The following is a 20,748-nucleotide window of genomic DNA, read 5'->3' as shown; positions in this document are numbered from 1 at the left end:
CACTGAAAGAATCGATGTGTAAATATATAGGAATAAGGAAATAAAAAACCTTTGAGGTACTATGAATTTCCTTTACAATATAGGAGAATAGAACGTTTGAGGTGATCAAGTAAAAAAATGGAACAATCAATTGTAGCATCAAATCCTGTTCTCTTTATGATTGCAGTACTTTTGATAATAATGGCTTGTTATACGGCGTTGGATTTACTGACAACATTACTGACGATAAAGAGATATAAACGCCTTGTGTATATAGGGAGCAGCTGCTCTATGGGAGTGGCTATTTGGACGCTTAATTTTGTTGTTATTTTCACCCTCGATAATTCAGGAATGGCAGCATACAACTTTTCTACAATAATTTTTTCGTTAGCATTAGCGATCGCTCTCGCAGGGGTTGGGTTATTGGCCATTTCGTATAAAACACAAGTCCTGCAAATCGTTTTTTGCGGTTTCATGTTTACGATGGCCCTATTATCCAATTATATAATGGGAACATCTTCTTTAAACCACTCTTTGCACTTTAACCCATTATCGGTCTTCAGTACGCTTTTCAGCATCTTTATTTTATTTGTAGCAGCACTTGCCATATTATTTCATTTTAATAAATTAAGTCAATCTTCGCTAAAACCAGTCAGTACTCTTTTGATGAGTGGTGCAATCATTGAAGGCTATTATCTTTTTGTAAGGGTGTTACCGATGAACGCGAAAAATGAAGCGGGTGAATTTGTTCCACTCACTCCATTTATGCTTTATCTTACATGCTTCGTTTCATTATTCATCCTTGCCAGCTTGATAGCTTCAAGTACAATCGTGGGCCGGCGGTTAGCAAAAAGTGATAATACTGTAAGCGATATCCGTTATGCTTTAGATCAATCGGCGATCGTCGCCATCACGGATGCAAATGGGATCATTACATATGTTAACGAAAAATTCCTGGAAATATCTCAATATGAAAAACATGAACTAATAGGAAAAAATCATTCCATAATCAATTCTGGTCATCATCCGAAAGAATTTTTCACTGACTTATGGCTAACGATCAGCCAAGGGAAAACATGGCATGGTGAAATATGCAATCGGGCAAAAGATGGTAATGTATATTGGGTGGATACAACTATCGTTCCTTTTATGAAAAAGGGTAAACCATATCAATATATTTCCATCCGTTCGGATATTTCCAGTCGTAAAAAAGCAGAAAGTGCTTTAAAGGAGTCAATTAAAGAACTGGAAGATATGCATTATGCAATCAACCAATCCTTGATTGTGGCGATTACCGATGATAAAGGAGTCATTATCGAAGTGAATGAAAAGTTCTCGGAGGTTTCTGGTTATGGGAGAGGTGAATTGATAGGCCAGACCCATAAGATCGTTAATTCTGGATACCACTCAAAGGAATTCTTTGAAAAAATGTGGATGACCGTCCGTGAACGCAAAGTTTGGAAAGGTGAAATTAGAAACAAGGCGAAAGATGGCAGTTTTTATTGGGTCGATACAACAATTGTTCCATTTTTCAGCGAAGAAGGTAAACCATTTCAGTATTTAACCATTAGATATGACATAACCGAGCGTAAACAATCGGAAGAGATGCTCCATCGGCAGGATAAATTAGCCGCTGTCGGTCAGCTTGCTGCTGGAGTGGCACATGAAATACGCAATCCGTTGACCTCCATGAAAGGGTATACGGAATTTTTGCAATTGGATGAAACGGACGAAAATAAACAAGAATATCTGGAAATAATCATGGACGAAATCAATCGTGTGAATGAGATAGTTGAAGAGTTCCTACAATTGGCCAAACCACAGGCATTGAATTTGGAGATGAAGAATCTTGTGCCAATCATTCAAAATGTTGTATCTTTGACGGAGTTTGAAGCCAGGAAGAAGAACATCACGCTGATTTCGGATTGTAATGACGAAGAGATCTTCGTTCGTTGTGATGAGAATCGATTAAAACAAGTCATATTGAACTTCATTAAAAATGGTATGGAAGCTATGCCTGACGGTGGGTTCATAAAAGTCATGACTGAAATTAAAGGGGATAAAGTGCAAATATCCATTACCGACACAGGAATTGGGATTCCGCCAGAGCAGCTTAAGAGAATGGGAGAACCATTTTTCACAACGAAAAAATCTGGTAATGGGTTAGGTTTAATGATCAGCTTTAAAATCATAGAAAGCCATTTCGGAAATGTTTTTGTCGAGAGCGAGGTCAATAAAGGTACAGTCTTTAATATTGTGCTCCCTATTTAGCCTAATAGGAAGCTATGAAAAAAATAACAACTTTGTATAAGAGGTCTGCATGGGGGAACTGGATTTGGAAAAACAAAAGCAAGTCAATATCATTAGCTTGAAAGTTTTTTACCTTTTTTCATTTTTTGCAGTAGGAAGTTTAACACCGCTATTAAGCGTTTATTTAGCCAATGAGGCAGGTTTGTCAGGTATTGAAATCGGTACGATCATGTCTGTTGGACCGATAGTGATGATCGTTTTTCAACCTTTTTGGGGAATTGTCTGTGATTGGAGCGGGAGACCGGCAAAAATACTGGCAATGACATCGTTGCTTGCTGGTGTATTTGGTTTAGGTTACTTACTGTTCGATCATTATTTACTTATAGTATCCGTTGCTGTCGCTTTGGCTATTTTTCAAAGTGCGATAATACCTGTTTCAGATAGCATCACCCTTCAATATACAACGAAGATCAAATCGAATTATGGGAAAATCCGTTTATTCGGATCACTTGGTTACGGTGTGGCCGTTTTTGTAATGGGGAAATTATCTGAATCCTTCATGGGTCCTTCCGTGATATTTTATGCTTTTTTCTTCGGTCTTTTGATCTCGGCTAGTCTGGCTCTTCGTTTGCCCGAAGAGCCGCCTGGGGAAAAGGTGAAGCTTTTCGGCGGAATGAAAGAATTGATCACCATGAAACGATTCCTTATCTTTCTAGCTATAACGTTCTTGCTTTTTGGTCCTAATCTTGCAAATAATGTATACTACGGTTTGTTTGTAGAGGCAAGGGGAGGGACATATACAGGAATTGGCATTGCGTTCCTTTTAGCTGTATTATCGGAAATCCCCTTTATGAGAATCGCAGGTACCTGGATTCATAAGATAGGCCTGCTGCCAATTACCTTATTGGCTGGTACGGCCTCATTGGTCCGCTGGGTTTTGTACTTCACCGAACCGAGTTTGGCTACCGTATATGTGTCTTCGATCATTCAAGGGTTTTCACTTGGCTTATTCATTCCTGCAGCTTTACAATATATCAGGGAAGTTGTCCCTGTACGTATTACAGTAACGGCAATAACGCTTTATTCCGCCATAGGCAATGGATTGGGTAACTGGTTCAGTACCTTCAGCGGCGGAATAATATTGGATAAATCAGGAATATATGCGGTCTATTTATTTTATGGTTTACTCACGCTGATCGGAATGCTGCTTACAATATGGCTCATGAGTTATGAAAAAAAATTAAAAGTTATGGGGAAACCCATAGGTATAATAGAAAAATGATGGAAAATAAAGCGAGGGACCTCTTTGCCTATCATGGTGAAGAGGTCTTTCTCTATTCTATTTACAAATTTGAGAGAAAGCAGGCTAAATGATCAAGCAGAATGAACATTCTTTGAAGGCCGTATGGGATTCATTAAAATCCCTCACTAGACAAACTCGCTGATAATGGATTTGTCTACAATATTTTAAGGGTTTGTACAATTTACACGTTGATTGGAATGAAAGGCACTCGCTTTCCGCTGCACTTTCGCCTGCCGGGTCTCCCTTGGACACGCTTTTCCCTCAGAAGTCTCGAACCACCGCCCCAATCAACTTTGTTTAAAATTTAGAGGGAACACTTTTTGTAATCCCTTTCCGCGGTAAGTTAATAAAAGATATGCTTTTATGTAATGGGAATTTTAACCAAAACAATCAGTTTTTTATTTTTGGAAATAATATGATTTAATGGAAGATAGAGAATGAATGGAAGGGTGAGTGTTTTTGAGCAAACCAAAAGTGTTGGTTATTACCATCGCATCAGCTTTTATCGGCCTGTTTTTTTTATTTTGTCTTGGATGGGCGATTACGGACCATTATGGAAAGGGAACTTCCGATAAGGAAGTGATCGAAGAAACAGCCATTAAAAAAAATGATTTTCCCGATGATTTTACGGTAGTTGCGATAGGCGATTCATTGACCCGCGGCACAGGTGATGAAACAGGGAAAGGCTACGTTGGACTTGTTATTGAAGATTTAAAGAGTGAATACAATAGAAAACCAATCATTCATAACCTCGGAATTAATGGACAAGTGTCTAAAGAATTGGTACAGCAAGTGAGACAACCGGAAGTGAAGCGCCAAATCCAGGCTGCTGATGTTATTTTAGTTACAATCGGGGGTAACGATTTATTTCAAAAAGGCAAGACCCTGCTTGAATATGATCGTGAAGCTATTACTGTATCACAAAAGAGTTTCTTGGGAAATTTACATGAAATTTTTAAGGATATCAATAAAGTCAATGATACAGCTACCATTTTGTTGCTTGGGCTGTATAATCCGTTTATAGATTTGGATGAAGACTTTGATACGAACCGAATCGTACGGGATTGGAATAATGAAACGGCGGAAGTCGTGGCTCTTTATGAAAATGCAATTTTCGTTCCAACTTTTGATTTATTTCAATTGTCGGTAAATGAGTATTTGTATTCAGATAAATTTCACCCCAATAAGAAGGGATATCGTTTAATTGCTGATAGAGTTGCTCCTTTAATAAAATGGGAGGATGTGGAACGATGAAACAGGTGACATTGTCTGTCAGGGACTTGAAAAAAAGGATTGGCAAAAGGGAAATTATTAAAGGAATTGATTTTGAGCTGAATGAAGGGGAAGTTTTCGGCTTTTTAGGACCGAATGGAGCAGGCAAGACGACGACGATCCGCATGTTGGTCGGTTTGATTAAGCCAACCTCGGGTTCCATCCATATATGCGGGTATGATGTTCGTCAGGACTTTACGAAGGCTATGAAGCAAATGGGCTGCATCGTCGAAAATCCAGAATTATATCCATTTTTGAGCGGTTGGGATAATTTGCTCCACTTCGCAAGAATGTTACCTGATGTTGATGAAACAAGAATGGACGAGGTTGTTGAACTCGTCGGTTTGCAAGCGAGAATTCACGATAAAGTGAAGACCTATTCGTTAGGAATGAGGCAGCGTTTAGGAATCGCGCAGGCCATGCTGAACAGCCCTAAACTATTGATTTTGGATGAACCGACTAACGGGCTAGATCCTGCCGGAATCCGTGAAATGCGGCAATTCATCAGAAAGTTGGCTGAAGAAGAAGGTATGAGCGTTCTGGTTTCCTCACACTTGTTAGGTGAAATCCAGCAACTTTGTGACCGGGTCGCAATCATAAAAGGTGGGGAAATTATTAAAACGGATACAGTGGAGAGCTTATTATCCACGCAGGAGCGGATATTTTGGCGGGTGGAACCTATTCAAAAGGGCGCGGAAATACTTAGCAGCTTCACCGAAATTACCTTAGATCAAAAATATATCATTACAGCCTATGATGAACTTAAGACACCTGAATGGAATGCTGCTCTTAACCAAGCAGGCGTGAGGGTGCATGAAATGAATCGAAAGCTCCCGGGATTGGAAGAATTGTTTTTGCAAGTTACGGGGGGAGGTGCGGGCATTGAATAACTTGGTCCAAAATGAAATGATGAAGTTGCTGGCAAAGAAACGGTTAATCATAATCGGTCTCATCGTTGGAATTTTAGTCCTGATGTTTACATATGCCCAATACAAACAAGTGGAAGAGCAGCGGGAGAAGTTGGGAACGGATGATTGGCGTGCAGCTCTTCAGCAGCAAATCATTGATACTCAAAATCGATTGGGCTCCAATAGGATGCTCGATGAGTGGCGTGAACAGCTGCAAGTTAGTCTGAAGCAGCAGCAATATTATCTCGATCATGATATCAATCCCTCAGAACCAGGCGCAGCCACTTTTACACGCATGTTTTTGGAAAATGCAATCGATTTGTTCATTCCGCTGTTAATCATGATTGTGGCTAGTGATATGGTTTCTTCCGAAAATAGTCAAGGGACAATCAAGCTTTTGCTGACACGGCCAGTGGAACGCTGGAAAATCTTATTGAGCAAATATGTAACATTATTATTATCGGTTTCGATTATCGTGGCGGTGACAGCCTTATTGTCTTACCTATTATCGGGTATCGTTTTCGGATATCAAGGTTGGGGGGCCCCTGTAATAACCGGATTTGAATTGAAGGGTGCTGACGTGGATGTCAGTGAAGTAAGGCTAGTGGAACAATGGAAATTCCTATTGATGGATTTGGGACTTGTCTGGCTGGTGGCTGTTGTGGTAGGGACCCTTTCTTTCATGCTTTCGGTACTGGTGAGAAGCACCCCTGCAGGCATGGGCATCATGCTGGCTGCATTGATTTCCGGAGCTATATTGAACAATATGGTTTCATCATGGGAATCAGCGAAATATTTCTTTATGGTGAATTTGAAATTGACCGCTTATATTAGCGGAACGGCTCCGCCAATAGAAGGGATGACTTTATTATCCTCCGTCATTACTCTGCTCGTTTGGTGGGCGCTTGCTTTAATTGTATCTTTTACAGTATTTACCCGGAGGGATGTATACTGAGAAACAGCCTATAGAAATTATAAGTTGTTTCAGTTTGTTGACATAATTGGTTCGGTAGTGTCGCTTTTAAAACAAGACCTGATTATCCACATGAAATTTTACTGTTTTATATGAACTGAAACCCTCAATGGATGGGAGAAATTTGCGACACTCCAGCCGAATAACTGGCTAGCCGAGACCCCACAGACGCTTGCGTCGAGGAGGCTTGGCAGACAGTCGGCGGAAAGGGAGCGGATTTCTGTAATCAACTCCACCTTTTCAAAAAAATTGTAGGCTCGCTTTCGAATTTGCCTGCAGTCTGAACAGCCTATATAAATATAGGTTGTTTCAGTTTGTAGACAAAAGGGGTTCGGAATTAAAAAATTCTGAACCCCTTTTGAAATTCCCTTTGAATTTTCGCCTAAAGTTTAGAGATTGGGGCTCTACGAGCCCACTATGTTAGGCCATTTTTGGACCTTGCCATGTCCAATTGGCCATCTTCTTTAAATTAATGGCAGCGAAAGTAAGCATCGCCTGCATCGACAATTTTTTAAGTCCCCTTAAAGTAGTCCAACGCATACCATGCTTTTCTTTTGCATCTGCGAATACACGCTCAATCGTTTCTTTACGTTTTGCATATATAGGTTTTACATCTTGATGATGACGCAGATGATCTGCTTCTTCCACATGTGTTTGCCAGATATGCCGTGTCACCACTTTTTGACAGTCTTTGCTTTCTGTACACCGAGATAAAAATGAGCATGTTGTACAAATTTGTTTTGGCGATTTGTACTCGCGATAGCCCTCTTTATTTGTTGTTGAGTACTTTAAAGTTTCGCCCGAAGGGCAAAGGTAACAATCAAAATGTTCATCGTATACATAGTCCTGTTTGCGGAAAAATCCTTCTTTGGTGCGAGGACGTGTATAAGGTAAAGCCGGTATGATTTCTTTGTTAAATAGGTAGCTTGTAATCGCTGGTGTTTTATAAGCTGCATCTGCGGCAACGGCTTCCGGTTTTCCAACTTTCTCAATCACTTGTTCAACTAGTGGCTCTAAGATCTGACTGTCATGTGTATTTCCAGGTGTTACAATCGTTCCCAATACAAAACCGTTGCGGTCTGCGGCCGCGTGGAATGAATAGGCAAACTGTTTTGTTCGTTCATCTTTCACATAGTAGCCACTCTCAGAATCCGTTGTACTTTCTTTAATCTCTTTGGTCTCTTCTTTATCAAATTTATCTGGTGGAAAAGGCTTTTTTCCATGGTTTTCACGATCTTGATTGATTTCTTCTTGAAGACGTCCTTGATACGCTCGTGTTTCTTTACGAACGATTTTCTTTTCAAATTTCCGTTTATTCGCACTGGCTTTCACATGTGTGGAATCCACGAAAACGTGTTCAGCACTTATTAACTTTTTATTAGCAGCTGTCATTAAAATGCGATAGAAAATCTGTTCAAACAGATCTGTATCTTTGAAGCGTCGCTCATAATTTTTCCCGAACGTAGAGAAATGAGGTACTTTATCATGGAAACCATAGCCTAAGAACCAACGGTAAGCCATATTGGTTTCAACTTCTTCAATCGTTTTACGCATGGAACGAATACCGAAGGTATATTGAATGAAAGTCAGTTTAACTAAAATAACTGGATCAATACTTGGGCGTCCTACCTCTGAATACATATCTTTCACCAAGTCATAAATGAAAGTGAAGTCAATGGCAGCCTCCATTTTACGAACCAAATGGTTCGGTGGCACCAATTGATCTAAAGTAATCATTTCAAGTTGATCTCGCTGAATAGAATCATGTTTAGAAAGCATCCTCATCACCTCAAGTTTTAATACTTCTATTTTAAAACAAACATGACTCCAGGCAAAAGTGTTCTATCTAAAAGGTAAGACAAAGTTGATTGGAACGGAAGGTACGAGACTCCTGCGGGAAAAGCGCGTCTAGGGGAGACCCCGCAGGCGAAAGCCGAGGAGGCTCCCCGACCGCCCGCGGAAAGCGAGTGCCTGGAGTGGAAATCAACGTCCAAATTGTACAAGCCATAAAAATAGACAAACTCGATTTTCATCGAGTTTGTCTACAGTCTGGAACAGCCTATATAAATATAGGTTGTTTTTTATTTTCTCGTACAGGGTATCCTTTAAAAAACAGTATGTTCAAAATAGGAGGATTATAAATGGATGATAATCATTTGAATGAAAAATTCATGCCAATGACTTCAATTTCCAGTGGAGATGTACAGATAATAAATGAGGATATATATTGTCTGTCCGTCCAAATCGTTAATGTAATTTTTGTAGGGTCACCAAAAGATGATAAATGGGTATTGATTGATGCAGGGATGCCGCGTTCAGCAGAGGCAATAAAGAATACTGCAAAAGAAATATACGGACCGAAAAAACCACCTGCTGCAATTATTTTGACACATGGACATTTCGATCACGTTGGTGCACTGATTGAGTTAATGGAGTATTGGGAGGCTCCTGTTTATGCCCACATTAAAGAAATGCCTTATTTAACGGGACAGGAAAATTATCCCGAACCGGATCCAACTGTTGAAGGGGGGATGGTCGCCAAAATTTCATCGATATTTCCGAATGAGGGAATCAACCTTGATGAAAAAGTCCAGCCATTGCCTGATGATCATAGTGTTCCCGGGCTTCGTGATTGGAAATGGGTACACACCCCAGGCCATTCGGAAGGACATATTTCACTTTTCCGTGAAAGTGACCGAAGTTTGATTGTTGGAGATGCTTTTGTGAATGTCAGGCAAGATTCCCTATACAAGGTTATCACTCAGGAGAAAGAAATAGCAGGACCGCCGCGGTATTTAACAACCGATTGGGAGGCTGCCAAAGAATCGGTACGTCTATTGGAAAGTCTGAAGCCCGCTGTTGCCATAACGGGGCACGGGTATCCTGTTGAAGGGAAAGAACTGGAAATGGGTTTAGCGAAGCTTGCAAAGGAATTCGATTCATTAGCTAAACCGGATCATGGGAAATATGTGGAATGAAGGGTGACCGTGTTTAATGAATAATTTCTCTGCAGAAGTCAAAAATAAACAAGCAACTTATGAAAAATGGAGGGATTTCCGTGACTAATTTAAGAGATATCATGACAACAGACGTTGACTGTTGCACTGCGGAAGATAATATATATGAAGCAGCAGTCAAAATGAAGAATGATGATGTTGGTGTCATTCCTGTATTGGAGAATAACCATCTAATCGGTGTCATTACAGACAGGGATATCGTCATTCGCTGTGTTGCCGAGAAAAAGCCGAACTCGACTAGAATTACCGATGTCATTTCCACCAATCTTGTAACAGGTACGCCTGATATGTCAGTGGAGGAAGCTGAGGAGTTAATGGCTACCGAACAAATCAGAAGGCTCCCTATCATTGAAAATGAAAAGCTGGTCGGTGTCGTTGCATTAGGTGATCTTGCTGTACACCAACAGACAAATTCAATGGCGGGAGATGCTTTAAGTTCAATTTCCGAAGACAGAGATCAAATTCAGCACTAAAAACCAAAACTCTGTTAGCTATTGCTAACAGAGTTTTGGTTTTTAAAGATACTTATTGAACCAGCCCTTGATTTCCTCAACATGTTGCAGGCGCATTTTTGGAGATCCGCTTCGCGATACCTCATGAGTTTCATTTGGGAATGAAACAAGTACGGCTTCTTTATTTTGCCGTTTTAAAGCGACAAAAAATTGCTCGCTCTGTTCAATGGGACAGCGGAAGTCCTTTTCTCCGTGAAGTAAAAGTAAAGGCGTATCCACATTGGAAACATATTTTAATGGAGAGTGCTGCCATAGTTTTTCAGCAGAGTTAATGATATCGCCGCCAACTTCCCACTCTGTAAAATAATAGCCAATGTCGCTGACCCCATAAAAACTTAGCCAGTTACTGATACAACGCTGAGACACAGCCGCCTTGAAGCGGTTGGTATGTCCGATGATCCAATTTACCATGAATCCTCCATAACTTCCTCCGGATACCCCTAAATCTTCATCGTCTATAAAATCATACGTAGCTAGAACGTGATCGACTCCAGCCATTAAGTCCTTATAGTCCATGCCTCCATAGTCGCCACGGCAGGCGTTTACGAAGTCTTGGCCATATCCTACACTCCCGCGCGGGTTAGTGAACAATACAGTATACCCTTCATTAGCCAAGGTCTGGAATTCATGAACATAGGTATTAGCATACATCATATGCGGTCCGCCGTGGATTTCTAAAATGAGCGGATATTTTTGACTACCATTAAAACCGTTCGGTCTCATGATCCAGCCGTGAATGGTAAGCCCATCGACTGATGGAAAAGTAATGGGTTCAGCCATGGACAAATGTTTATCCTTCAAAAAATCCTCATTAACAAAACTGATTTGTTCCTTATCACCATTGGTAAGGTTATAAGCAAAGAGATCGCCAGGATGAACAGGTGTACTGATGGCCACGACAGCACGGTGGCTTTCGGGATCTATAGTCAGGCCGTATATATGCTGCGGGTCAAGGATTGATGGATACATAGCTCCTTCAATGGAACCATAATATACTCCGGTATTTCCATAATCACTTATTAAAAAGTAAAAACCTTGACTATCGTTTGTCCACAAAATACCTGGGTCGACGGCTCCGATTTGGAAATCCCCTATTGCGGAATCTCCAATTTGCACGTCCCATCCGTCGGTCAAACACTGAGTCGTTTGGTCCATGATGGAATATAACCAAATATTTGAAAAGGTGGCACCCGCAAATTCTTTATTATGGCCAATGAAAGATAGATATTCGCCATTTGGAGACCATTTAGGATCTCTAAAGAAACCTGTACTATCCGTAATTTTCTCTAAAGATTTTGTATCAAGATCCATGATGAAAATATCTGAAAAAAGTTCATCATCACTTCTTTCTGCATCCCCGCTTATGAATGCAATACGCTGTCCGTCTGGAGACCACGCATTCGGAAGATGATCAATATTGTTTTCCGTCAGCAATGTGAATTCTCCCTTAAAAATGTCCGCTATTACAAGCTGCTGATACAACTGATCAAAATAGCCTCTCCCATCCCATTTATACTTGATCCGGTCATACCTATTAACTTCTTTGGATAGATCATTTTCCTTGACCGTATTAAGGTTTTCGCCTTCCTTTAACCCGGTAGAAAGCAGTAACTTGGTGGAACAAGGGGACCAAATAGGCTTTGATGCGCCGTTAACGAAATGGGTGAGCTGGCGAGCTTCCCCGCCAATGCTCCCGATAATGTGGACTTGTTTTTTTCCTGATCTATCTGATATAAAGGCGATATGCTTGCCGTCGGGGGACCAGGCTGGTGATGTATCACGATTATCCCCAAACGTCCATTGCTTTGTTTCATTCGTAATCAGGCTGAACATAAACAGATTGGAAATGTATTTTTCCGTTTTTTCATCTATTCTGGTTTGGACATAAACCGCCATGCTGCCATCCGGTGATAGCTTTGGATCGGTTACTGATTTCAAGTGAAATAAGTCTCTTGCTGTTATACCTATTTTGTTCATCCTTTTCACCCTTTCATTTCTCATAGTTATGTATTTCGCTAAAGAGAAATAAAATCCTTTAGTAAATGGTAAACGCGTCATGTTTATTTATCAAGGATGAAAGAAATGAAAATAATCCGGCCTTTTTATCAGGTCGGATTATCTGGATATATCGGAAAAAACTTACATTACTTATGCATATGTCCTGTATGCGGACGGTGCGGCGGTATTTGGAAATTATGTTCTTCCATCATTTTATAATGTTTTTCAAAATGTGAAACCATTTTATCGGCTTCTTCTTTCGAAAGCGCGCCATACTCAACATATTTTTCGATCAATATCTTTTTGTCAGCGAGTATTTGTTTTTGGATCTTAGCGATTTCCGATTTTTGAGCATCAGTGAATTGTACACTTTCAGTCTTTGCTTTATTTTCCTGTGCAGCCGGATGATTAAGGTTGACTAAGAATAGGGAACAAGCTGTTAAACAGATGACGAAAAACTTTTTCATGAATGAAAGACTCCTTCTTTTTAATGATTTTTTCTGTCTAATTGAAGAACTGTAGAACCTTTAAAAACCTGAAAGTCTCTTCCTAATGGTGAATGATTATCAATATGGAAGATTCCTTATTTCTTTATTATCATTTACAGCATTTACAGTTTTATGTAAAAAATAAGGGGAAGGTTTGTTAGAGAAAGATCTGGGTATTTTAAATGTAAGTTGAAAATTTTGTTGAAACTTCTTATTAATAAAAAGTCCTTTAAAAGGGAAGAAAGGGGGATTATCATGTTTTGGACGATTATTGGTGTAATAATATTATTATGGGTTCTTGGTTTAGTCTTTAAAGTGGCTGCAGGCTTTATACATATCTTGCTTATCATCGCGGTCATTCTCATTTTGGTTAAGGTTTTTAAGGGAAGGAATCGAATGTAGATGTGTATTGAATGACTGACCTGGAAAAGCTTTTAAATACCAATGTAAAAGGCGGCCTGGTGAACAGGGCGCCTTTTAATTCAGTAAACTGTCAATCATAAGGAAGTGGATGGCCTAAAAGCCTCTTATGAATCCATATCGCTGACTGGGTGCCATCTCCCATGGAAATGGTGACTTGTTCGGAATGGGCAACGAGGTCGCCGCCTGCCCAGACTCCTTTAATATTCGTTTCTTTAGTCCGGGGATGAACCACGACATGATTGTTTTCATTGATTTGCACACCTAATTGTAAGGCTAGGTCATTATTAAGTTTGTTCCCTTTAAACGCCGTAAATGCCTTTTCAGCTCTGATAATTTTACCAGATACTAATTCTATGCCCGTTAACTCCTGATTGGCATCGACATGAACCTCACAAACTTCCTCTTCAATTACGGGAATGTGATTTGCCGTTAACTTATCTCTATACTCATCATCAATTTTAGATTTCAAATGGTTTACGTAAATGATATCTTTTGACCAATATAATAGAGTAAGCGCCATGCCTGCACCCGTATTTCCGCCACCAAGAACAACGGTTTGCTTATCCATGATCTCATACCCATCACAGTCAGGGCATATATATGTGGATGTCCCAAGAGTTGAATAGATGTTTTTGATTGGAGGAATGTTATCGGTAATGCCAGTACCCAGAAAAATCATTTTTGCTTGATATTCCCTGTCATTTTTAGTTTGGATAAAAAACAAGTCCTGCTTTTTTTCTAGAGATGTCACTGTATCATCCGTGAATTCGACACCGAATTTTTCAGCGTGCTGCCTGCCAAGCGTCCTTAATTGTTTGCCGCTTACCCCGTCTGGCCACCCAAGAATGTTATGGTATGCCTTGGCAATGGAGGAGCGGCCTTGAGCAGAATCAATGACGATAATATCATGTTTATATCTTCCTAGCTGGATGGCTGCCTGAATCCCGGCTATACCTCCACCAATAATAATGCAATCTGCTTGTTTCATGAATTCACCGCCCATAAATTTGGAATAAACCTAGTGTTATTCTATCTGTAAAAAATATACCACTAGTCGCTGGAGCTTAAACAAAAAAAAGGAGGAAGTCCGCTGCTGGCAGATCTTCCTCCCTTATCTTTAGCCTATATCATTGATTTTGTATTGGTTCGAGCCATTCTTGTGCCCAATTTTGAATTTCGTTCATAACCGGTGCAAGGGCCTTGCCTTTTTCAGTTAAAGAATATTCAATCCTGACCGGTGTCTCTGGATATACGTCCCTTTTAACAATACCTTCAATTTCCAAGTCCTTTAAACGTTCAGAAAGAATCCTGCCGCTTATCGGGAATGCAGATTCAATATTACAAAACCGTTGAGGGCCATTAAGTAATTGATTGACAATCAATCCAGTCCAGCGTTTACTCAAGATTTGCATTCCTTTTTCAAATCGTGGACAAAGTGTCGTATTATTCATCATATCACCTCATTATTAATATATTATAATGCATTTACCTCATATGTAACAACTTTACCGAAAATTATTTAGTTACTAGAGATGTTATGGTATAAGAAATTCACGAGCTTACTTTAAGTATCATGAAAAGGTTTCCGCCTCGGATTTGCCACATTTAAAAAAAAGCGCGCTTTTAAAAAATGTGTTGTTTAGAGATATCATGAAAAATATGTTATTTTAATATGGAAGTCAAAGTTTTGCAAATGGAAGGATCCGTGGGAAAGATGAGTGAGTTACTGCAAGAGGCCGTATCCTTTATCAGGACAAGTTATCCGGAATTATTGAAAACGGAAGAGGACATAAATGGCAGGATCGAACAAATTAAAAAGGAAATAAATGAAACAGGCAGATATGAACATACATATGAAGAATTGGTTTATGGTGCTAAATTAGCTTGGCGGAATAGCAATCGTTGCATTGGGCGCTTTTTTTGGGAATCACTAAGGGTGATTGATAAAAGGATGATTCAAAGCGAAGAACAAATGGTATCGGCCCTCTTCGAACATATCGAATATGCTACGAATAATGGGAATATCAGACCTGTGATTACAATTTTCAAACAGAAAGATCATGATAGAAAAGTGGATATTTGGAATCATCAGCTTATTCGTTATGCAGGATATGAGACGGAACATGGTGTAATCGGCGATTCAAGTTCAATCGAATTCACAAAGCGATGTATGGCATTAGGGTGGGAAGGGAAATTCGGACCTTTCGATATTTTACCCCTTGTAGTCCAAGTGGACGGAAAAACCCCTAGTTTTCATGATATACCTGAAAGCCTCGTTAAAGAGGTTCAAATCACCCACCCTGAACTGACATGGTTCGAAGATCTTCAACTAAAATGGTATGCAGTTCCAATCATATCTGGTATGAGGCTGGAAATTGGCGGTATTACTTATTCAGCTGCACCATTTAATGGGTGGTACATGGGAACGGAAATCGGTGCGAGGAATCTTGCTGATGAAGAACGCTACAATATGCTGCCGGCAATCGGTGAGAGAATGGGCCTGGATGTTAAACGTGATTCGAGTTTATGGAAAGATCGAGCCCTTATCGAACTGAATGAAGCAGTCCTTCATTCGTATAAAAAACACGGAGTCAGCATTGTTGATCACCATACAGCAGCTAAGCAATTCAAGAAATTCGAAGAAAAAGAAGCCTCTTATGACCGGAAAGTAACGGGGGATTGGACCTGGTTAATTCCACCGGTGTCACCAGCCACAACTCATGTTTTTCATCAGCCATATAACAATGAAATAATGAAACCTAATTTCTTTTATCAAATTCCTCCATATAAATAAAGGTTTACATGAACTGGCGGCGGGTATATATATAGCAAGCCAAAAAAAATAAGGGGGAAGGTAATGATGGCATTAGGAAGAAACGTGGTATTACTAGGAGTCGGAGTTGCCGGAGTCTCATTTTTATCGAATAAAACGAACAGAGGAAAAGTGAAGGACATGTGGTCCAATGCAAAAGCAAAAACGGTAGGCTTTTGGAATAGGACGTCTTCAGAGCTTGATCCTGTAATTGAAAAGGCAGGTCACCCTGATCCATATGATCATGATGACAATAAAATGGTGGATGAAGGCGCCATGTACGGTGTTCACTATTATAATAATGCAAAGCATGGATAAAGTAATCAGAATCGCCTGGGAGTACCCAAGCGTCAGACTGCAGACAAACTTGTTCAGTTTGTCTGCAGTTTTTTTAATTAAAAGGTTGTTTTGATTTCAGAAATCTGCTCCTTTTCCGCCGACTGTCTGCCAAACCGTATCAAAGCAAGCGCATGTGGTGTCTTGGCTACCCAGTAATTCGGCAGGAGTGTCGCAAATTTCTTCAATCTGAATGAGGGTTACCTATATATAAAAAGTAAAAAAACATGAAGGATAACCAGCTATTCTTTAAAATCATGGTTCAGGATGAGACCATTCCGACCCATGATTTTAAAACAAAGTTGATTGGAACGTAAGGAACGAGACTCCTGCGGGAAAAGCGCGTCAAAGGGAGACCCCGCAGGCTGCGCCAAGGAGGCTCCCGGATCGCCCGCGGAAAGCGAGTGCCTGGAGTGGAAACCAACTTCTGAAAATTGTAACCATCTACTAACTGTCGCTTGTGGCTACCCAAGCGTTTTTTTGAAGTGGTATTTTATTTATCAATTGATAAAAGTCAGATAATTACGAATCCTGAACAAGGATTCAAGGTAATAAATTATTTATTGTGCTTTAAATGAATAAGGATTAAGATAAAAGAATCGAAAGGAAGTGGATACGAGTGAGCAGCAGTTCTTATGATCCTGAACCCAGAAAGCAAGAGGAAGCCAATATGATGCTAGAAGTCGAGACTGTTATTCTCCCTGAGTATCTGCTCGAAGAAGGTAAATAAGGCTTTCTCTATAGAAGAGGAGGTCAAAAAATGATTGAAATCTACAAGACGGATGATAACCGTCACCTGAACAATATCGAGGAAATGACAAAAGGTTCCTGGGTGAACATTGTCGCGCCCACAGAAGCTGAAATAGATTATATATGCTCGACTTTGAAGTTACCGATCAATTTCATGAAGGATCCACTGGATGATGAGGAAAGGCCTCGTATCGAAAAAGAGGATGATAATGTTTTAATTATTGTCGACTTCCCATATTTGACCAGGGATGAAGCCGACTTACCGATTTTTGAAACGATTCCCATAGGCATGATCTTTACCAAAGACTGTTTCATTACGGTATCTCTGAAAGAAACACCGATATTGGCGAATTTCAAAAACAATAAGATCAAAGGTTTTTTCACCAATAAGAAAACGAGGTTTGCTTTACAAATATTATTCGAGATTTCATCCTATTATTTACGTTACCTGAAACAGATTAACAAGATGACTAATGAAGCCGAACGTGAATTACATCAGTCAATGAAAAATAAAGAATTATACACTTTCCTTGCTTTGGAAAAAAGCCTGGTTTATTTTACGACATCATTGAAATCCAATCGTGTAGTCCTTGATAAGATCCTTCGTTTTAATTATTTGAAAATGTACGAAGAAGATAAAGAATTGCTTGAGGATGTAATCATCGAAAATGCTCAGGCTATCGAAATGGCAGAAGTGTATCTATCCATTCTTAGCGGTATGATGGATGCATTCGCTTCGATCATTTCCAATAATGTCAATAATGCCATGAAGTTTCTAACATCAGTGACCATTATATTAACGCTCCCGACGATGGTGGCAAGTTTTTACGGAATGAATGTGGAACTACCATTTGAACATAATCGGTTTGCTTTCATTTTTACATTATTAATTGCCATCACTTTGGCGGGGACGACTGCATTCATTTTTTGGAAGAAAAAATATTTTTAAGATCAACCGGCTTATTAAGCCGGTTTTGTTTTATTCCTCGAAAAAATCAGAAAATCCTTCACTGTTAATGCGATCTGAATAAGGGTTCTCATCATTTACATTCTTTGCATCCAAATTGGTTTTAATCACTAAACGGGGACTCTCTGATGCTTCTCTTATGATACGATCGTTCAACTCTTTAAAATCCGGTACATTCTTATTGCCGGGTTTGTTTGGTTCCAATATAACCACCTCCATTTTTATCTTTGCAATAAATGATGGGGTGTATTCATGAATATTCTTAGGTTTGGGAAGGATAAAGGACTGAGGAGGAGATCATGATGACCAAATGGAACGAGCAAGCATCTCGCAATAATAATTTAAGGGCAAGTGATTTAAACCCAGATGGAGCCGATAAAGGAAAAATGGATTCAAAAAAAATTGATGGAGATCAATTGAATGATCTTAAGATCCAAGAGGAAATCAGAAAGCAAAATATGTAAGAGATGTCCCTGATTTTAAAGTAAAGAATTTTACATCGGAAAACGCTTGGCGGATAAACCAAGCGTTTTTTTTCGTATCATCGTTTGAATTTCATGGTTGATTTAGGATTCTCTTTTATCAGGTACGCTTTTGTTTTTTAAGTGAAGAGGGTTGAGTGAAGGACCCGGTTTCTTTTGTAGTGGTACCTTGCCCCTCTACCTGAGAAGAACCTAAACGAGTTTGTGAAGCATCTTTCTTGTTTTTTCCATTCATGTTTATCACCTCGATATTACTTTCCCTATTTCCTTTGCATCCTATACATATATTGAGGGTGAAAAGGACAGATTAGAAGGTAGAGGAGGTGTGTGTTGATGTCAAGAATCGGTGTTGAAGAATCATTAACGAATATTCAGGAAGCACTTCGTGAAAAAGGTTTTGATGTTGTGGAAATTAAACAAGAAGCTGACGCAAAAAACGTGGATTGTTGTGTGGTAACAGGTTTGGAAAGTAATGTGATGGGTATAAGCGATACTTCATTAAAAGCGTCTATCATTGAGGCAAATGGTTTAACGGCTGATGAAGTGTGCCGTGAGGTTGAGAATAAAGTGAATACCATTCAATAGTTCAAAAAGTGCCTAAACCGATATAGGGTTAGGCACTTTTTCTGTTTATTCAAGGTTACTGTGCTATGGAAATTGCCGCAATCAATTCCACTTCTACATTCCCTTTGATCGCCCTGGAAATCATACAGGATGTTTCCGCTTTTTCAGCAAGTCTCCTCGCTTTTTCAAACACTTTTTCAGAAGTACCCGGCACCAATATAAGTGCGGGGCGATGAATGATTTTCTTATAGGTGAATACACCATTCGTAACATCCACTAACGCTTCCGACTGCATAGTCAAGCTCACCTTTTCTATATGGGCCCGCTCTAACATGGCAGCATAGGTAATGATATAGCAGGTCGATGCCGCTCCAAGCAGCATTTCATCGGGATTAGTTCCAATCCCTGGTCCTTCCATTCCCGTAGGAATACTTATCTGTGTTTGAAGATTCCCCGAATGAATCGTGCCGCTATCATTTCTGCCGCCAGGCCACTCCGCAGTTAAATGAAAGTGATGTATCGTCATTTTTTTTAACCTCCTTACTATTCTATAGTTTAAACGACAAAACAGGTTAAGTATCCGATTTTGCTCAATCAGTCAAATAATCCAGTAATCGATTGAGTTTTTAATCCGCCAGAAGGATGAAGAAATGCCGAACCGGTCGAATAATCCACCGCTGTGCGAAGCTAAGGTATGAATCGATCAAATAAATTACCGCCCTGCCGAATTACGTTTCCAGTAGGTTCAATTTCTGCTAGCTGACAGAAGCATACTTATTAAATATAAGATACATGTTGATGAAACAAAAGGCAGAGGCATTAGGCTATTTTAAGCACAATATTGGATAGGCTTTTCTATAATGATATAGACGGTTTTATATAAATAATACTTCATTAAGGAAGGGCTGAAAAGTTGACTACATTGAGTAATATGTTCGATTTGACTAATAAAACGGCTATCATTACCGGCGGCGGCAGAGGACTGGGCAAACAGATCGCCATGGCGTTGGGAGAGGCTGGCGCAAATATAGTCATTGCTTCACGAAATTTACCTGTCTGTAAGGAGGTATGTGAAGACTTGCAATCGATGGGTGTTAATGCCGTTGCCTTTGAATGTGATATCACCGATGTGAGTGCCATTGACCATGTCGTTCAGGAAACGGTTGCTCAATTCGGCACGATTGATATTCTTGTCAATAATAGCGGTACATCTTGGTCAGGTCCGCTTTTGGATCTTCCCAAGGACAAGTGGGAAAAAGTATTGAATGTTAACGTTACAGGTACATTCCTGTTTTCACAGGCTGTAGCGAAGGTCATGAAGCAGCAAAATTCCGGAAAAATCATAAATATTGCATCGGTGACAGGACTTGGAGGGACGTTTCCAGAGCTTTTGGATACGATAGCTTATAACACCAGTAAGGGTGCCATCATTACAATGACCAAGGATTTAGGAGTTAAACTTGCTAGATACGGTATCCAAGTCAATGCAATTGCACCTGGATTTTTCCCGACTAAAATCACAAAGAAAATTCTTGAAAAGTCTAACTATGACATATTAGGTAAAACTCCGGCTGGCAGGTTTGGCGATGAAGATGATTTAAAGGGTGCCGCCGTATTTTTAGCCTCACAGGCTTCTGACTATATGGTGGGTCATATTTTGATCATTGACGGTGGAATATCGGCATTAGTGTAAACGGAGGAGAAAGGAAGGAAG

The 20,748-nt window shown here is 39.8% G+C and carries 22 protein-coding genes; 14 read left to right on the top strand and 8 right to left on the bottom strand.

Translation table 11 applies throughout. From position 1 onward, the window contains the following. Positions 1–117: 117 nt before the first annotated feature. From MHB45_RS11630 to MHB45_RS11610, 5 genes are all read left to right on the top strand, one after another. Entirely contained in the window at positions 118–2,250 is a 2,133-nt protein-coding gene (locus MHB45_RS11630) for a PAS domain S-box protein (protein WP_161922471.1), read from the top strand. Positions 2,251–2,314: 64 nt separating this feature from the next. Continuing rightward, positions 2,315–3,511 (top strand): MFS transporter, encoded by a 1,197-nt coding sequence (locus MHB45_RS11625; RefSeq protein WP_226990377.1) that lies wholly within the window; start codon positions 2,315–2,317, stop codon positions 3,509–3,511. 480 nt (positions 3,512–3,991) lie between these two features. Further along, positions 3,992–4,786 (top strand): SGNH/GDSL hydrolase family protein, encoded by a 795-nt coding sequence (locus MHB45_RS11620; protein WP_048678271.1) that lies wholly within the window; start codon positions 3,992–3,994, stop codon positions 4,784–4,786. Further along, entirely contained in the window at positions 4,783–5,694 is a 912-nt protein-coding gene (locus MHB45_RS11615; RefSeq protein ID WP_048678272.1) for an ABC transporter ATP-binding protein, read from the top strand. Before MHB45_RS11620 ends, MHB45_RS11615 begins: the two co-directional genes overlap by 4 nt. Further along, positions 5,687–6,667, top strand: a complete 981-nt coding sequence (locus MHB45_RS11610; protein WP_048678274.1) for an ABC transporter permease — start codon at positions 5,687–5,689, stop codon at positions 6,665–6,667. Before MHB45_RS11615 ends, MHB45_RS11610 begins: the two co-directional genes overlap by 8 nt. Before the next feature lie 438 nt (positions 6,668–7,105). Here the strand turns inward: MHB45_RS11610 and MHB45_RS11605 are convergent, their stop codons facing one another. Next, positions 7,106–8,464 carry an IS1182 family transposase gene (locus tag MHB45_RS11605; RefSeq protein WP_072272405.1) on the bottom strand — a complete coding sequence of 453 codons (1,359 nt, stop codon included), beginning with the start codon at positions 8,462–8,464 and terminating at the stop codon, positions 7,106–7,108. A gap of 362 nt (positions 8,465–8,826) precedes the next feature. Here MHB45_RS11605 and MHB45_RS11600 point away from each other — a divergent pair, with 362 nt between their 5' ends. Together MHB45_RS11600 and MHB45_RS11595 are read left to right on the top strand one after the other, a co-directional pair. Further along, the gene (locus MHB45_RS11600; protein ID WP_048678026.1) at positions 8,827–9,663 is read left to right on the top strand and encodes an MBL fold metallo-hydrolase; all 837 of its coding nucleotides are present in this window, start codon (positions 8,827–8,829) and stop codon (positions 9,661–9,663) included. A gap of 80 nt (positions 9,664–9,743) precedes the next feature. Next, complete coding sequence (locus MHB45_RS11595) at positions 9,744–10,175, top strand: CBS domain-containing protein (protein WP_105718815.1); 432 nt, start codon at positions 9,744–9,746, stop codon at positions 10,173–10,175. Between the two features lie 42 nt (positions 10,176–10,217). On the opposite strand, the gene MHB45_RS11590 is transcribed toward MHB45_RS11595, so the two are convergent. Together MHB45_RS11590 and MHB45_RS11585 are read right to left on the bottom strand one after the other, a co-directional pair. Then, positions 10,218–12,191, bottom strand: coding sequence for a S9 family peptidase (locus MHB45_RS11590; RefSeq protein ID WP_072273073.1), 1,974 nt, complete (start codon positions 12,189–12,191; stop codon positions 10,218–10,220). A 167-nt stretch (positions 12,192–12,358) separates the two neighbouring features. Then, positions 12,359–12,679, bottom strand: coding sequence for a YckD family protein (locus tag MHB45_RS11585; RefSeq protein ID WP_048678029.1), 321 nt, complete (start codon positions 12,677–12,679; stop codon positions 12,359–12,361). 276 nt (positions 12,680–12,955) lie between these two features. On the opposite strand from MHB45_RS11585, the gene MHB45_RS11580 reads away from it, so the two are divergent. Beyond that, positions 12,956–13,102, top strand: coding sequence for a lmo0937 family membrane protein (locus MHB45_RS11580; protein ID WP_105718814.1), 147 nt, complete (start codon positions 12,956–12,958; stop codon positions 13,100–13,102). A gap of 91 nt (positions 13,103–13,193) precedes the next feature. Here the strand turns inward: MHB45_RS11580 and MHB45_RS11575 are convergent, their stop codons facing one another. Both MHB45_RS11575 and MHB45_RS11570 read right to left on the bottom strand, forming a co-directional pair. After that, entirely contained in the window at positions 13,194–14,111 is a 918-nt protein-coding gene (locus MHB45_RS11575) for an NAD(P)/FAD-dependent oxidoreductase (RefSeq protein ID WP_072273800.1), read from the bottom strand. Between the two features lie 139 nt (positions 14,112–14,250). Further along, the gene (locus MHB45_RS11570) at positions 14,251–14,574 is read right to left on the bottom strand and encodes a winged helix-turn-helix transcriptional regulator (RefSeq protein ID WP_048678030.1); all 324 of its coding nucleotides are present in this window, start codon (positions 14,572–14,574) and stop codon (positions 14,251–14,253) included. A 242-nt stretch (positions 14,575–14,816) separates the two neighbouring features. Between MHB45_RS11570 and MHB45_RS11565 the strand changes: the two genes are divergently transcribed. The 3 genes from MHB45_RS11565 (at position 14,817) to MHB45_RS11555 (ending at position 17,970) form a co-directional block, all read left to right on the top strand. Beyond that, positions 14,817–15,917: a nitric oxide synthase oxygenase gene (locus tag MHB45_RS11565; protein WP_275452463.1), complete on the top strand. Its 1,101-nt coding sequence runs from the start codon at positions 14,817–14,819 to the stop codon at positions 15,915–15,917. Positions 15,918–15,980: 63 nt separating this feature from the next. Further along, positions 15,981–16,253 carry a hypothetical protein gene (locus MHB45_RS11560; RefSeq protein WP_048678031.1) on the top strand — a complete coding sequence of 91 codons (273 nt, stop codon included), beginning with the start codon at positions 15,981–15,983 and terminating at the stop codon, positions 16,251–16,253. Between the two features lie 778 nt (positions 16,254–17,031). Continuing rightward, positions 17,032–17,970, top strand: coding sequence for a magnesium transporter CorA family protein (locus MHB45_RS11555; RefSeq protein WP_034307265.1), 939 nt, complete (start codon positions 17,032–17,034; stop codon positions 17,968–17,970). Positions 17,971–18,000: 30 nt separating this feature from the next. Here MHB45_RS11555 and MHB45_RS11550 read toward each other — a convergent pair whose 3' ends face one another. After that, on the bottom strand, positions 18,001–18,192 hold the full coding sequence (locus tag MHB45_RS11550) for a hypothetical protein (protein ID WP_063590933.1): 192 nt from the start codon (positions 18,190–18,192) through the stop codon (positions 18,001–18,003). Positions 18,193–18,287: 95 nt separating this feature from the next. On the opposite strand from MHB45_RS11550, the gene MHB45_RS11545 reads away from it, so the two are divergent. Then, a complete protein-coding gene (locus MHB45_RS11545) occupies positions 18,288–18,452 on the top strand; it encodes a hypothetical protein (RefSeq protein ID WP_161922473.1) in 165 nt (54 codons plus the stop codon). Positions 18,453–18,570: 118 nt separating this feature from the next. Here the strand turns inward: MHB45_RS11545 and MHB45_RS11540 are convergent, their stop codons facing one another. Continuing rightward, complete coding sequence (locus tag MHB45_RS11540) at positions 18,571–18,705, bottom strand: YuzL family protein (protein WP_095392115.1); 135 nt, start codon at positions 18,703–18,705, stop codon at positions 18,571–18,573. 98 nt (positions 18,706–18,803) lie between these two features. Here MHB45_RS11540 and MHB45_RS11535 point away from each other — a divergent pair, with 98 nt between their 5' ends. Then, positions 18,804–19,055: a YkuS family protein gene (locus MHB45_RS11535; RefSeq protein WP_034307261.1), complete on the top strand. Its 252-nt coding sequence runs from the start codon at positions 18,804–18,806 to the stop codon at positions 19,053–19,055. 55 nt (positions 19,056–19,110) lie between these two features. Here the strand turns inward: MHB45_RS11535 and MHB45_RS11530 are convergent, their stop codons facing one another. Next, positions 19,111–19,560, bottom strand: coding sequence for an OsmC family protein (locus tag MHB45_RS11530; RefSeq protein ID WP_048679864.1), 450 nt, complete (start codon positions 19,558–19,560; stop codon positions 19,111–19,113). A 405-nt stretch (positions 19,561–19,965) separates the two neighbouring features. Here MHB45_RS11530 and MHB45_RS11525 point away from each other — a divergent pair, with 405 nt between their 5' ends. Continuing rightward, positions 19,966–20,727: an SDR family oxidoreductase gene (locus MHB45_RS11525; RefSeq protein ID WP_048679861.1), complete on the top strand. Its 762-nt coding sequence runs from the start codon at positions 19,966–19,968 to the stop codon at positions 20,725–20,727. The last annotated feature ends 21 nt before the right edge of the window (positions 20,728–20,748 follow it).

The sequence above is a fragment of the Peribacillus sp. FSL K6-5616 genome, from assembly GCF_038008245.1.
Taxonomy (GTDB): domain Bacteria; phylum Bacillota; class Bacilli; order Bacillales; family DSM-1321; genus Peribacillus; species Peribacillus frigoritolerans.
The sequence above is the reverse complement of the archived record's forward strand: the minus strand, read 5'-3'. Positions and strand labels throughout refer to the sequence as shown.

Coding starts and splice junctions, on each gene's coding strand:
- MHB45_RS11630 (WP_161922471.1), top strand. CDS start 118: ATGGAACAATCAATTGTAGCATCAAATCCTGTTCTCTTTATGATTGCA.
- MHB45_RS11615 (WP_048678272.1), top strand. CDS start 4,783: ATGAAACAGGTGACATTGTCTGTCAGGGACTTGAAAAAAAGGATTGGC.
- MHB45_RS11605 (WP_072272405.1), bottom strand. CDS start 8,464: ATGCTTTCTAAACATGATTCTATTCAGCGAGATCAACTTGAAATGATT.
- MHB45_RS11600 (WP_048678026.1), top strand. CDS start 8,827: ATGGATGATAATCATTTGAATGAAAAATTCATGCCAATGACTTCAATT.
- MHB45_RS11590 (WP_072273073.1), bottom strand. CDS start 12,191: ATGAACAAAATAGGTATAACAGCAAGAGACTTATTTCACTTGAAATCA.
- MHB45_RS11585 (WP_048678029.1), bottom strand. CDS start 12,679: ATGAAAAAGTTTTTCGTCATCTGTTTAACAGCTTGTTCCCTATTCTTA.
- MHB45_RS11580 (WP_105718814.1), top strand. CDS start 12,956: ATGTTTTGGACGATTATTGGTGTAATAATATTATTATGGGTTCTTGGT.
- MHB45_RS11575 (WP_072273800.1), bottom strand. CDS start 14,111: ATGAAACAAGCAGATTGCATTATTATTGGTGGAGGTATAGCCGGGATT.
- MHB45_RS11570 (WP_048678030.1), bottom strand. CDS start 14,574: ATGAATAATACGACACTTTGTCCACGATTTGAAAAAGGAATGCAAATC.
- MHB45_RS11565 (WP_275452463.1), top strand. CDS start 14,817: ATGGAAGGATCCGTGGGAAAGATGAGTGAGTTACTGCAAGAGGCCGTA.
- MHB45_RS11560 (WP_048678031.1), top strand. CDS start 15,981: ATGATGGCATTAGGAAGAAACGTGGTATTACTAGGAGTCGGAGTTGCC.
- MHB45_RS11555 (WP_034307265.1), top strand. CDS start 17,032: ATGATTGAAATCTACAAGACGGATGATAACCGTCACCTGAACAATATC.
- MHB45_RS11545 (WP_161922473.1), top strand. CDS start 18,288: ATGATGACCAAATGGAACGAGCAAGCATCTCGCAATAATAATTTAAGG.
- MHB45_RS11540 (WP_095392115.1), bottom strand. CDS start 18,705: ATGAATGGAAAAAACAAGAAAGATGCTTCACAAACTCGTTTAGGTTCT.
- MHB45_RS11535 (WP_034307261.1), top strand. CDS start 18,804: ATGTCAAGAATCGGTGTTGAAGAATCATTAACGAATATTCAGGAAGCA.
- MHB45_RS11530 (WP_048679864.1), bottom strand. CDS start 19,560: ATGACGATACATCACTTTCATTTAACTGCGGAGTGGCCTGGCGGCAGA.
- MHB45_RS11525 (WP_048679861.1), top strand. CDS start 19,966: ATGTTCGATTTGACTAATAAAACGGCTATCATTACCGGCGGCGGCAGA.